At 44.3% G+C, this 12,636-nt stretch carries 12 protein-coding genes; 3 read left to right on the top strand and 9 right to left on the bottom strand.

Annotated features, from left to right (window positions below; all coding sequences use genetic code 11):
- Positions 1-6: 6 nt before the first annotated feature.
- From rpsR to dnaA, 9 genes are all read right to left on the bottom strand, one after another.
- The gene (gene rpsR / locus I6H64_RS08885; RefSeq protein WP_002829315.1) at positions 7-243 is read right to left on the bottom strand and encodes a 30S ribosomal protein S18; all 237 of its coding nucleotides are present in this window, start codon (positions 241-243) and stop codon (positions 7-9) included.
- Between the two features lie 29 nt (positions 244-272).
- On the bottom strand, positions 273-794 hold the full coding sequence (gene ssb / locus I6H64_RS08890) for a single-stranded DNA-binding protein (protein WP_002829316.1): 522 nt from the start codon (positions 792-794) through the stop codon (positions 273-275).
- A gap of 36 nt (positions 795-830) precedes the next feature.
- On the bottom strand, positions 831-1,118 hold the full coding sequence (rpsF, locus tag I6H64_RS08895) for a 30S ribosomal protein S6 (RefSeq protein ID WP_002829317.1): 288 nt from the start codon (positions 1,116-1,118) through the stop codon (positions 831-833).
- Between the two features lie 185 nt (positions 1,119-1,303).
- Positions 1,304-3,823 (bottom strand): DNA gyrase subunit A, encoded by a 2,520-nt coding sequence (gyrA, locus tag I6H64_RS08900; protein WP_008841972.1) that lies wholly within the window; start codon positions 3,821-3,823, stop codon positions 1,304-1,306.
- 58 nt (positions 3,824-3,881) lie between these two features.
- Positions 3,882-5,828, bottom strand: a complete 1,947-nt coding sequence (gene gyrB / locus I6H64_RS08905; RefSeq protein WP_008841971.1) for a DNA topoisomerase (ATP-hydrolyzing) subunit B — start codon at positions 5,826-5,828, stop codon at positions 3,882-3,884.
- Positions 5,829-5,831: 3 nt separating this feature from the next.
- Positions 5,832-6,956, bottom strand: coding sequence for a DNA replication/repair protein RecF (gene recF / locus I6H64_RS08910; RefSeq protein ID WP_008841970.1), 1,125 nt, complete (start codon positions 6,954-6,956; stop codon positions 5,832-5,834).
- Positions 6,957-7,184 (bottom strand): S4 domain-containing protein YaaA, encoded by a 228-nt coding sequence (gene yaaA / locus I6H64_RS08915; protein WP_002829322.1) that lies wholly within the window; start codon positions 7,182-7,184, stop codon positions 6,957-6,959.
- 603 nt (positions 7,185-7,787) lie between these two features.
- Positions 7,788-8,927 carry a DNA polymerase III subunit beta gene (gene dnaN, locus I6H64_RS08920; protein WP_008841969.1) on the bottom strand — a complete coding sequence of 380 codons (1,140 nt, stop codon included), beginning with the start codon at positions 8,925-8,927 and terminating at the stop codon, positions 7,788-7,790.
- Between the two features lie 175 nt (positions 8,928-9,102).
- Positions 9,103-10,443: a chromosomal replication initiator protein DnaA gene (gene dnaA / locus I6H64_RS08925; RefSeq protein ID WP_002829324.1), complete on the bottom strand. Its 1,341-nt coding sequence runs from the start codon at positions 10,441-10,443 to the stop codon at positions 9,103-9,105.
- Between the two features lie 518 nt (positions 10,444-10,961).
- On the opposite strand from dnaA, the gene rpmH reads away from it, so the two are divergent.
- The 3 genes from rpmH (at position 10,962) to yidC (ending at position 12,398) form a co-directional block, all read left to right on the top strand.
- Entirely contained in the window at positions 10,962-11,096 is a 135-nt protein-coding gene (rpmH, locus tag I6H64_RS08930; RefSeq protein ID WP_002829327.1) for a 50S ribosomal protein L34, read from the top strand.
- Positions 11,097-11,199: 103 nt separating this feature from the next.
- Positions 11,200-11,559, top strand: a complete 360-nt coding sequence (gene rnpA, locus I6H64_RS08935; RefSeq protein WP_002829328.1) for a ribonuclease P protein component — start codon at positions 11,200-11,202, stop codon at positions 11,557-11,559.
- On the top strand, positions 11,559-12,398 hold the full coding sequence (gene yidC, locus I6H64_RS08940; protein WP_008841968.1) for a membrane protein insertase YidC: 840 nt from the start codon (positions 11,559-11,561) through the stop codon (positions 12,396-12,398). The genes rnpA and yidC overlap by 1 nt, the downstream gene beginning before the upstream one ends.
- The last annotated feature ends 238 nt before the right edge of the window (positions 12,399-12,636 follow it).

A 12,636-nucleotide genomic window follows, 5' to 3' on the forward strand; every position in this document is an offset into this window, starting at 1 on the left:
CGAAGCTTAGTCTTCAGCAACGAATGGTAGCAAGCCCATGATCCGTGCGCGCTTGATTGCGATTGTCAAACGGCGTTGGTTCTTAGCACTTGTTCCACTAACCCGACGAGGTAAAATCTTACCGCGTTCTGAGATGAATCGTTTTAACAATTCAGTATCTTTGTAATCGATGTATTCAATGTGGTTTGCAGCAATGTAGTCGACTTTACGACGACGACGGCCGCCACGTTTTTGATATGCCATTAGTGATTGCCCTCCTCTATAATTTGATTTTAGAACGGTAAATCATCGTCAGAAATATCAATTGACTGTCCGCCATTTGCAAACGGATCGTTCGGGTTCGAATTGTTAGGCTGCGATGCAGCACCATTGTTATTCGCTTGACCACTGTCAAAAGGATTTCCAGCAGATGATTGTGAAGGGGCAGATTGACCGTTGTTGAAGCCTTCATTTTCTTGACGGCGTTCGGAAGCCGAACGGGATTCAAGAAGTGAGAAGTTATCCGCAACAACTTCGGTAACGTATACTCGTTGTCCTTGTTGGTTTTCGTACGAACGGGTTTGGATCCGACCGTCGATACCTACTAGAGAGCCTTTGCGCGTGAAGTTGGCGAAGTTTTCCGCCGCTTTCCGCCACATTACACAGTTGATGAAATCCGCTTCGCGTTCACCCTGTGAGTTAGTAAACTGACGGTTAACCGCCACGGTAAAACTAACTACGGCAGCGCCACTACTTGTATATCGTAGTTCAGGATCTCTTGTTAAACGTCCAACTAGTACGGCACGATTAATCATAATATCCACTCCTTCCTTGATTTTTAACGATTATTATTAACGTACAACGATCATGTGACGAAGAATTCCGTCAGCAATCTTTGAAAGACGGTCGAATTCGTTCAACGCCTTGTCATCGCTAGCTTTGATGTTAACTACGTGGTAGATACCTTCGTTAAAACCACCAATTTCGTATGCGAAACGACGTTTTGACCAGTCTTTTGAATCAACGATTTCAGCACCATTGTCAGTCAAAATCTTGTCGAAACGTTCAACTAAAGCTGTCTTAGCTGCATCGTCAAGGTTTGGAGCAATGATGTATGTGATTTCGTAATTTTTTTCCATTTGATATACACCTCCTCTTGGACTTATGGCCTTCTATCAACTGTAGAAAGCAAGGAGAGTCTGCCAAAAAACGCTGGCAACTCACAAATAAAGATTATAACATTCAACGTAGTTAGACGCAATAACAAAAAGCCTGATTAACGATATACACTTATAAAGTACTTCGAAAATCAGACTTTTATTTTTTATTCTTCAGATTGAGTTTCTGCAGAAGCTGCTGGAGCTTCATTAGTAGCGGCGCTAGTGTCGGCAGAGTCTTCGGATTCGTCGTCCTTTTCCTCTTCAACAATCGCCATCGTAGCTACCTTAGAATTTTCGTCCGTCTTAATAACGTGCACTCCAAGGGTAGAACGACCGGTTGTCGAAACGTTATCCACGTTAAACCGGATCATCACTCCGCGGTCGGTAATTAACATAACGTCTTCGTTACCTTCCACGGTGACCAAGCCAGCCAACGGTCCGTTCTTTTCGGTGATGTTGGCAGTCTTGATTCCCTTACCGCCACGGCCTTTAATTGGGTATTCTTCGGCAGGCGTTTGCTTACCATAACCCTTTTCGGTAATGACCAGTACCTTGCTTTCAGGAGCAAGCACCGCAGAACCAACTACGTAGTCATTCTCCCGCAACCGAATTCCGCGAACCCCGGTTGCCGAGCGACCCATTGAACGCACTTCGCCTTCCTTAAAGCTAATTGCGTAACCGTTGTGGGTACCGATAATGATATTTTGGTGTCCGTCAGTAATTACCACGTTAATTACTTCGTCGCCGTCCTTGAGGTTAATGGCTTTAAGTCCGTTGCTGCGGATGTTCATAAATTCCGCAACCGGTGTCCGTTTTGCCACCCCTTGTAAAGTGGTGAAGAAGAGGTAACGATGTTCGTTATCTTCATCTCCGTTACCGCGGCCGATGTTGATTACCGCTTGGATACTTTCACCACTATCGATTCCCAACAAGTTAATTACCGGAATTCCCTTTGCGGTACGGCTATATTCAGGAATTTCGTAACCCTTCATCCGGTAAACTTTTCCGGCATTCGTAAAGAAGAGTAACACGTCGTGAGTCGAGGTAGAAACCAGGTGTTCGATGAAGTCGTCTTCGTGAACGCCCATTCCTTGAATTCCCCGACCACCCCGATTTTGGGTCTTAAATTCGGAAGTTGGCATCCGCTTGATGTAGCCGTTATGGGTTAAAGTAACCATGACGTCTTCTTCTTCGATCAAGTCTTCGTCTTCAAGGCTGAGGACTTCACCGACCATCAGTTCCGTGCGCCGTTCATCCCCGAATTTTTCTTGAATTTCAAGCAATTCGTTATAGATGATTTCGTGGATCCGTTCGGTATGAGCCAAGATATCACGGTAGTCGGCAATGGCTGCCATAACTTTCCGATACTCGTCTTCAACCTTTTCCCGTTCCAATCCGGTCAAGCGCACCAACCGCATGTCCAGGATGGCTTGTGCTTGTTTACTGGAAAGCGAGTAGTTGTTCATCAACTGGTCTTTAGCCACTTCAGCCGTTTGGGATCCGCGGATAATGGCGATGATTTCGTCGATGTGATCCAACGCAATTCGTAAACCTTCTAAAATGTGTGCCCGCGCTTCGGCCTTCTTCAAGTCGAATTCAGTCCGCCGACGAACCACTTCTTCTTGGTGTTGCAAGTAGTATTGCAAGATTTGCTTGAGGCTCAATACCTTTGGCGCACCGTTAACGATGGCTAACATGTTGAATCCGAAGGTCGTTTGCATCAAGGTCATCTTGTAAAGATTGTTCAACACTACTGAAGCGCTGACGTCGCGCCGGACATCGATAACCACTCGCAAACCGTCCCGGTCAGACTCGTCGTTAACATCCGTAATTCCTTCGATCCGCTTATCACGAGCTAACTCAGCGATTCGTTCAATCAACTTCGCCTTGTTCACCATGTATGGCAATTCCGTAGCTACAATCCGTTCGCGGCCGTTCTTTTCAGTTTCAATGTCCACTTTTGCGCGCAAAATGATCGTCCCGCGACCAGTTTCGTAAGCTTTGCGAATTCCGGATTTACCCATGACAATTCCGCCAGTTGGGAAATCAGGTCCCGGTAAAGCTTCCATAAGGTCGGCCGTCGTAGCATCTTCGTTGTTCATCAAAATATGGATCGCAGCGATTACCTCAGAAAGGTTGTGCGGCGGAATGTTAGTAGTCATCCCCACCGCGATCCCGGTCGCTCCGTTAACCAAGAGGTTTGGGAAACGGGACGGTAAAACGGACGGTTCGCGTTCGGTACCATCGTAGTTTTCTTGGAAATCAACGGTATTCTTGTTGATATCCCGCAACATTTCCAAAGTAATCTTACTCATCCGAGCTTCGGTATACCGCATCGCTGCGGCACCGTCGCCGTCGACCGAACCAAAGTTACCGTGCCCATCAACCAACATGTAGCGGTAACTAAAGTCTTGTGCCATCCGAACCATGGATTCGTAAATCGCTGAATCACCGTGGGGATGGTACTTTCCCATTACGTCCCCAACGATTCTGGCCGATTTCTTATATGGTTTTTCGGGGGTAACCCCCAACTCGTTCATCCCGTATAAAATCCGGCGATGGACGGGTTTCAAACCATCACGCACGTCAGGTAAGGCCCGCGCAACGATAACACTCATGGCATAGTCCAAGAATGATGTGCGCATTTGGTTACTTAAGTCAACGTCCGTAATGCGTCCTGACATATCTTCTGGCAATTCATTTTCCCCCTTAATTTTCTGGGCTGTTTTAAATTATTTAAGTTTAAATATCCAAGTTTTCAACGAAGACCGCGTTGTCTTCAATGAATTTGCGCCGGGGTTCTACTTTGTCACCCATCAGCATTTCAAAGTCCCCGTTAGCAGCGTCCAAATCATCAGCTGAAACCCGCAATAAGCGCCGGTTTTCCGGATTCATGGTCGTTTCCCAGAGCTGTTCAGCATCCATTTCACCAAGCCCCTTGTACCGTTGGATAACTGGTTTTGGCGATGGTGAAAGCTGACCGAGCACGGCTTCTAACTCTTCGTCGGAATCGATGTACTTGATCATCTTACCTTGCCGAACTTGGTACAGAGGTGGCTGAGCGATGTAAACGTAGCCTGCATCGATCATTGGCCGCATGTAGCGGTAGAACAACGTTAAGAGTAAGGTCCGAATGTGGGCTCCGTCGACATCGGCATCGGTCATGATGATTAGCTTATGGTAGTTAGCCTTGGTTACGTCAAAATCTTCCCCAAAGCCAGTTCCCAAAGCGGTAAATAGCGACCGAATTTCTTCGTTAGCCAACACCCGGTCCAACGTTGCTTTTTCAACGTTCAAAATCTTCCCGCGAATCGGCAAAATTGCTTGCGTGAGACGTGAACGACCGGCTTTCGCGCTACCACCGGCCGAGTCCCCTTCGACGATGAACAATTCACTAATTTCAGGGTCCTTAGAGGTATTGTCAGCTAATTTACCAGGCAGGTTGTTTAATTCCAACCCGCTCTTCTTACGCGTAACTTCCCGCGCACGCTTAGCAGCAACCCGCGCTTTAGCAGCTAACACACCCTTGTCCACGATTTGCCGCGCAACTTTTGGATTTTCCAACAAGAACTTGCTGAATGTTTCCGCAAACACTTCGTTAACCGCGGTCCGGGCATCGGAATTGCCTAACTTGGTCTTGGTTTGCCCTTCGAATTGGGGATCCGGATGCTTAACGCTCACCACTGCCGTTAAACCTTCCCGAACGTCATCCCCAGAAAGTTTGTCGTCGTTTTCTTTCAAAATTCCGGTATTTTTCGCGTAATCGTTAATTACCCGAGTTAATGCCCGTTTGAACCCTTCTTCATGGGTTCCGCCTTCGTAGGTGTGAATGTTGTTAGTGAAGGTCAACAACTTGCTTTGGTAACCTTCAATGTATTGCATCGCAACTTCAACCGTGATTCCCTTAGTGATGCCTTCCACGTAAATTGGTTCAGGGAAGATCACTTCTTTGCCTTTGTTCAAGTATTCTACATAATGCCGAATTCCGCCTTCGTACAAGAAGTCGTCTTCGGTAGGCTTTTCTGGTCGCATATCCCGGAGGGTAATCCGCAAGCCCTTGTTCAAGAAGGCTAACTCGCGAATCCGGGTCCGGAGGATGTTGATATCAAAGACCGTAGTCTCTTGGAAAATGTCTGGATCTGGAACAAAGTGCACGATGGTTCCGTGATCGTCAGGATTCTTGGTAGGCCCAAGAACCTTCATTGGGGTTTTTACTTTTCCTTGTTCAAAGTCAATGTAGTAAATCTTACCGTCGCGCATAACCCGTGCGTCTAATTCGGTCGACAAAGCGTTAACTACCGAAGCCCCCACCCCGTGGAGTCCTCCGGAAACCTTGTAACCGCCGCCGCCAAATTTACCACCGGCATGTAAAACAGTATAAACAGTTTCCAGCGCGGGTTTTCCGGTCTTCTTTTGAATGTCTACTGGAATCCCCCGTCCGTTATCACTAACGGTAATGCTGTTATCTTTTTCCACGACCACGTCGATTTTATTTGCAAATCCGGCTAAGGCTTCATCAATCCCGTTATCGATAATTTCCCAAACCAAGTGATGAAGACCTTGGGAACTGGTTGAACCAATGTACATCCCTGGTCGTTTACGAACTGCTTCCAGGCCCTCTAAGACCTGAATTTGACTCGCATCGTATTCTTTGGCTAATTCTGCTTTCGTCTCTTTTTCGTCTGCCAAAAGCTATTCCTCCTCGTTTTGCGTTAAAACTCCGTGGTCAATGTTAAAGACGTGGGGTTCGTTAATTAATTGTTGCGCCACGCCACTTAAACTAGTGGTCGTGATAAAGGTCTGGACCTTATTTTGAATCGCGGTCAACAGGTGCGTTTGCCGACTATCATCTAATTCGGAAAGCACGTCGTCGAGTAACAGAACCGGATACTCTCCAGTTTCTTCTTTCATCAAGTCAATTTCCGCAAGCTTCACGCTTAGCGCCGTGGTGCGTTGTTGTCCTTGGGAGCCAAAGGTGGAGACATTTTTTCCGTTGACGATAAACTTAACGTCGTCTAAATGTGGTCCCACCAAAGTTTTGCCCTGTTGTAACTCTCGTTGGCGATGCTTTTTCAACAGCTCCTGGAGCGCCGCGTAAATGGTTTCGGTCGACGTAGTCTCATCCTTTTTGAGCGGAGACACGTATTGAAACGTTAATTTTTCCAAACCTTGCGAGATTTCTTCGTGTACGGCTTGCGACCACTCTTCCAGCTTTTTTAAAAACTGAATTCGTTGAAAAATGATTTCTGCGCCATATGCCGCTAGCTGATCACTCAAAACGTCCAGATAAACTTGGTCTCCCTTAGGATCGATTTGCAGCTGCTTAAGATACTGGTTACGCTGCTTGAGCACCGAGCGATATTGCGCAGAATTGTACAGGTATTTAGAACTCATCTGCCCAAATTCCATATCAATAAACCGTCGGCGAACTGCTGGAGAGCCTTTTACAATCGAAAGGTCCTCTGGAGCAAACAAAATCACATTGAGTTGGCCAACATACTGTGATAACCGGCCTTGCTCAATATGATTAACTTTGGCATTTTTCCCCTTAGAAGAAATGTCGATTTCCACCGGGGTTTGCGTATGTTCTTTTTGAATGGTCCCCAATACCCGGGCTTCCTTAGCTTTCCAGCCAATTAAGTCGCGATCGTTGCTGGTTCGGTGACTGCGCGTTAACGCTAAAAAATAAATCGATTCTAAAAGATTGGTTTTGCCTTGGGCGTTTTCGCCTAGCAAAACGTTGATCCCCGAACCGAATTCCACGCTAAGGTCCGCATAATTCCGAAAATTATGCAACTCAAGTGTTTTTAAATACATTTACTTCCCAGATTTCGTCGTAATCTTGAAGGAACCTTCGTCAGGAACTTCGATGACATCATTAGCGTAGAGTTTCCGTCCCCGCCGATCGTCTGGTTCTTCGTTAACTAAAACAGTGTGTTCTCGTAAATACCACTTTGCTTGTCCACCGGTTCCGATAATGCCCTCTTCTTTTAAAAGTTGGCCTAGCGTAATGAACGGTGTGTTGATTTCAATTTCTTTTTGCATGACATCACCCCACATATCTTCTTATATATTATACCCTTATTTTGGACAAAAAACAATCGAATCAGGCGCTCAAAAGGCTTTTCAGCGAATTTACCCCCTTTGAATCATTTTTGCCTTAAGAAGGGTAATTTTTCTTAAAATTAAAATGAGGGGGATTATAAAAGAGTGCATTGAAACCTGGGTAGGCTTTGAGGACTAACTGAGCTAAGGGATTAATCACGAACTTGGTGATTGAGCCCTTAGATTGGTTAGCCGCAGAAGACTGGGTTTCAATGCACGTTTCGACCATGCTGCAGCGGAGCACAAGGATTAACTGAGGGTTAGCCTTAACCGCGGGTTAGGTGGTTGAGGCTAATCCTTGGTTAACCGGAAGAAACTGGGGCGGGGCGCACGTTTCGCCTTCATTGCAGGAAAGCGCGCGAGCTTAATCTGGGCGCTTCGTTTCAATAAAACGACCATAAAATAATAACTCCTCCGCGTTGCTTTTAATTATTGATCCCCCAATTAGAATTTATCCCACAAAAAAACAGGTCCGGAGCCTTAGCTGCCGAACCTGTTTTTTAATTTTTTACCATACAGAGCGTTAGGTTACTTTTTTAATCCCTAAAAAGTCCGTACTGGCGTAATTAATTGAATAAAGTTTTCTTGATCTTCCGTTGGGACCAACGTAAATGGACGCAATGGTGAAGTGAATTCCATTTTAATTGCCGTATGCCCGAATGAGCGTAGTGCATCTTTCAAGTAATCAGGATTAAATGAAATTTCCAAATCCTCACCTTGGATATCCTTAGTAACCACTACTTCTTCAACATTTCCGACTTCGGGAGAATCCCCCGTAATAATCGCTTTCTTTGCGGCCGCATTGATGGTTAATTTAACCACGTTATTGCGTCCAGCATGAGAAAGCAACGAAGCCCGTTCGATTGAAGCTAAAAGTTCGGGTGCTTCAAATTCCATCGCCGTCGTACTTTCTTTTGGAATTAACCGGGAAGTATCTGGGTACAATCCCTCTAGTAAACGCGTGTAGAACAAGGTTTCATCAAACGTAAACAAAGCTTGGTTTTCCGAAATTTGCAACGTAATCGTGTCAATTTCTTCATCCAACATCCGCGAAAGTTCTAACAAACTCTTTCCGGGGATGATAATATCTTCCGGCATTTTTACGGCTTCGGGTAAGTTGATGATCCGCTGGCTAAGGCGGTGACTATCCGTAGCGACCGCGGTTAACTTATTGTTTTCAATCGTGAAATGAATTCCGGTCAAAATTGGCCGACTTTCTTGGTTGGAAACCGCAATAACCGTTTCATTAATCATTTCGCTAAATACATCGGCTTGCAATGTAATCGTGGTTTGACTGTCCACTTCTGGTAAATGTGGGAAGTTGTTGGCATCTAAACCGTTAATTTTAAATTCGGATGCTCCCGAAGTAATCGTGGTTTGGAACCCGTCCGAAACCTCAACTAACATTTTGTTGTCTGGTAATTTTTTAACGATGTCACTGAAGAACCGGGCAGTTAACACAATGTCACCCGTTTGTTCGATGTCTAATTCCGCATCCGGATCGCTAACGGAAATAGTTGTTTCAATCGAAATATCCGTATTGCTACCCGTTAACACTAGTTGGTCTGCTTCGGCTTTAATTTTCAAACCGGTCAAAATTGGAATCGTGGTTTTTGAAGAAATTGCGCGTTGAACTGCGTTTAATTTTTTAATGAACGTATTTCGTGCGATGGTAAATTTCATGTTTTAAAACTCCTTTTTACACGTGGCATGTATATATTAATTAATACTAAAAAAATAGTAATAGTAATAAGGGCTGTTAGCACTGTGGATAACTCAAAGCGAAGCGGGAGAAACCCAAATCTTACTGTGGAGTACTTGTGGAAAACTTTTTGAGTTATCCACACTTATCCACAATTTACGGTTTTAACTCGCTCTTTAAATCGTCAATTTGACGAGCTAAATCACTGTTAGTTTCCAAGGCCGCTTTAATTTTGTCGCAAGAATGGATGACGGTGGTGTGGTCCTTGCCACCAAATTCAGTTCCAATCTTAGGCAACGAGTTATCGGTCAGCTCTCGCGAAAGGTACATCGCGATTTGCCGGGGAATAACGATTGATTTCAAACGCTTCTTCCCTTTTAAATCAGCAACCGAGACGTGGAAGTACTTAGCCACCTTATCCTGAATGATGGGGATGGTGACGTGACTAAGGTTGCTGCCAAAGTTCAAGCTCCGCAGCGCGTCAGCTGCCAAATCGGTAGTAATCGCGGCATTTTGCAATTGAGCGTAGGCTTGAATGCGCGCCATCGCCCCTTCCAATTCCCGAATATTGGAATCAATCCGGTTAGCGATGAAATCCAGAGTCTCATCTGGAATTTCCACGTTGTCAGCCTGCGCCTTTTCCCGCAAAATAGCGATCCGGGTTTCGAGATCCGGAGGCGTAATGTCAACGGACAACCCCCATTTAAACCGGGAAACCAACCGCTCTTGCAACTTAGGGATTTCATTAGGCAACCGGTCGGACGTTAGCACAATTTGTTTTTGCGCGTTGTACAACGCCTCAAAAGTATGGAAGAACTCTTCTTGAGTAGCTTCCTTATCCGCGAAAAACTGTACGTCGTCCACTAACAAAAGGTCCACATTGCGATACTTTTCGTGGAATTCTTCCGTGGTGTTTTTCTGAATGGAATTAATGAAGTCGTTCGTGAAGGCTTCACTTGTAACGTACTTGACCCGCGTCTGAGGGTCGTTTTCTAAAAGCTGATGGCCAATCGCGTGCATTAAATGGGTCTTTCCAAGCCCCACGCCCCCGTAGAAGAAGAGCGGGTTGTAAAGAACGCCGGGTTCGTCGGAAACCGCCATTGCAGCAGCGTGCGCCATCTGGTTACCACTTCCGATAACAAAGGTATCGAAAGTGTAACGACTATTAAGCTGGGTGTCTTCGGTGGAGAAGGACGAAGATTTGTCAGTGCTCTGGGGCTTTTGCGCCTGTTGAGCTTTAAACTCGTCTTCCGTCACGAATTCGGGCGTAATGTCCTGATCCGTGAACTGGTAGGCGTATTCGACAAATTTTTCCATTAAATGTTTCGTCCAGTAGTCACGGTGCAAATTAGATAGAACCTTAATTTTCATTACGTGGTTATCCAATGAAATTGGTTCGGCCGTGTCCACCCAAGCACCAAAACTAGCTTTCGACATTGAGTCGTCATTTTCGAAACTATTTTTGATATGGTTCCAAAGGTCAATATAGTTAGGCACTTTTTATTCCTCCAAAATTTTTAGCTCATTCAGTTTATCATAAAAAAAATCGGTTTTCCACAGGGGTGTGGAAAACTAAATGGTGTAAAATAACAGGCTGTGAGTTGGGTTTTCCACAGGCTGGGGAAATGACGCATACTTAAAACCAAAAGTAGAGTTGTGAACACCAACCTGTGGATAAAAGATGTTGTAATAACGGCGTTAATTGGACATATCCACAGATTTCCACAAGGCTGTGGATAACTCTATAAACAGGCTGTGATTTGTGAAAATCGCTGCGAAAAAGCCTGTGTAAAATCGAAAATAACTAAAATGGTTATCCACAATTTAATCGACAAACTAACGCTCTGTTTGTGGATAATTTTTTTCCGTTAGGTTTTATTTGGTGGTTTGCTTTCTATGGCAAATGTGCTATTATGTTAAGGTAATTGTTTTAAAGGACATAAACTGATTTATCGAGAATCAACTTAAGATATAAAAATTCAGTATGTGTATTTTCGTTCAGGAGGTGGACCATAATGAAACGAACATATCAACCAAAGAAACGTCATCGTCAACGCGTTCACGGCTTCCGCAAACGCATGAGCACGAGCAACGGCCGTAAAGTTTTAGCACGTCGGCGTCAAAAAGGTAGAAAAGTATTATCTGCATAATAAGGCCACTGATCCCAGTGGTCTTTTATTTTTATTTTCTAGAGACAAGCTAACGGTTTTTACATATAATATGTGATAGTGAATGAGATTGTGGTGAGGGATTATGCGAAAGTCATATCGAATAAAGAAAGAAAAAGAGTTTCAAGAAGTTTTTGAAACCCGAAATTCATTTGCAAATAAGAAGTTCGTTGTTTACGTAATGGACAAACCTGGGCAACCACATTTTCGGGTGGGGATTTCCGTAGGTAAAAAAATCGGTAATGCGGTAATGCGTAATTATATGAAGCGCCGAATTCGGCAAAGTATCTTGGAATTCAAGCCCCTTTTGCGTTCGGACGTTGATTTTTTAGTAATTGCTCGCCCACAAGCTTCAGGTTTACCAATGAAAGAAGTTAAACGCCAGTTGGAACACGTTTTTAAATTAGCTGGACTGTTTGCTTCGAAACAAAGTGAGGAAGAATAGTGAAACATTTAAAACGAAATTTGGCTTTGCTGAGTGTGGTAGCGCTCTCTTTCATATTAACGGCATGTAGCACCGCACCAATTACCAGTCACAGTACCGGTTTTTGGGACGGCGTAATTGTTTACAATTTTTCGAAATTTATCATTTATCTTTCGAAAATTTGCGGAAATAACTATGGTTGGGGAATCATCGTGTTCACCGTCTTAATCCGGATCATCATTTTACCGCTGATGATTTACCAAACGAAGACATCAATGAAGACGGCTGAACTTCAACCCAAGTTAAAAGAGCTTCAACAGAAGTACTCTTCACGCGATGTTGAAACCCAACAAAAGCTTCGTGAAGAACAACAAAAGCTCTATGCTGAAGCAGGCGTTAACCCAATGGCGGGGTGTTTGCCATTAATCATTCAGTTGCCCGTAATGTACGCGTTGTACGCGGCGGTAAGCCGAACACAGGTATTAAAAGAAGGAACCTTCCTATGGTTGCAACTTAACGATAAGGATCCTTACTATATCTTGCCAATTTTGGCGGCAATCTTTACCTTCTTAAGTACCTGGCTTTCAATGAAGGCTCAACCAGTGGGCGCACAAAATGGAATGACTTCGGCAATGACCTTTGGGATGCCATTGATTATTTTGATTACGGCACTAAACTTCCCAGCTGCGATTACTTTGTATTGGGTAGTTACGAACCTCTTCCAAGTGGGGCAAACGTTGGTAATTCAAAATCCATTTAAGATTCAAAAAGAACGGCAAGCTAAGTTACAAGCCGAAAAAGCAAAACGAAAAGCAATTGAAAAGGCTAAACGTAAGGCAATGAAGAGTAAACGGAAATAGTTCGTGAACTTCAATTGTAGTTACAAAAGCTGAGTTGAACGTCAATTTACCGGTGTCGGTGGGTTGGCGTTTTTTATTAGCAATCGTAAAATAAAGTAATTGACAAACAAAAACGAAACTTTTATGATATATGCGTATGAATTGAATATGATGAAGTAGTGAAAGTGCTTTGTCCATCTGACGTCGTCTGGTGACGATTATTTATTTAGGTGGAATTGCGCTTTTTTTATTGGAAATA

The sequence above is a fragment of the Pediococcus acidilactici genome, from assembly GCF_016127815.1.
GTDB classification, from domain to species: Bacteria; Bacillota; Bacilli; order Lactobacillales; family Lactobacillaceae; genus Pediococcus; species Pediococcus acidilactici.

Coding starts and splice junctions, on each gene's coding strand:
- rpsR (WP_002829315.1), bottom strand. CDS start 243: ATGGCATATCAAAAACGTGGCGGCCGTCGTCGTCGTAAAGTCGACTAC.
- ssb (WP_002829316.1), bottom strand. CDS start 794: ATGATTAATCGTGCCGTACTAGTTGGACGTTTAACAAGAGATCCTGAA.
- rpsF (WP_002829317.1), bottom strand. CDS start 1,118: ATGGAAAAAAATTACGAAATCACATACATCATTGCTCCAAACCTTGAC.
- gyrA (WP_008841972.1), bottom strand. CDS start 3,823: ATGTCAGGACGCATTACGGACGTTGACTTAAGTAACCAAATGCGCACA.
- recF (WP_008841970.1), bottom strand. CDS start 6,956: ATGTATTTAAAAACACTTGAGTTGCATAATTTTCGGAATTATGCGGAC.
- yaaA (WP_002829322.1), bottom strand. CDS start 7,184: ATGCAAAAAGAAATTGAAATCAACACACCGTTCATTACGCTAGGCCAA.
- dnaN (WP_008841969.1), bottom strand. CDS start 8,927: ATGAAATTTACCATCGCACGAAATACGTTCATTAAAAAATTAAACGCA.
- rpmH (WP_002829327.1), top strand. CDS start 10,962: ATGAAACGAACATATCAACCAAAGAAACGTCATCGTCAACGCGTTCAC.
- rnpA (WP_002829328.1), top strand. CDS start 11,200: ATGCGAAAGTCATATCGAATAAAGAAAGAAAAAGAGTTTCAAGAAGTT.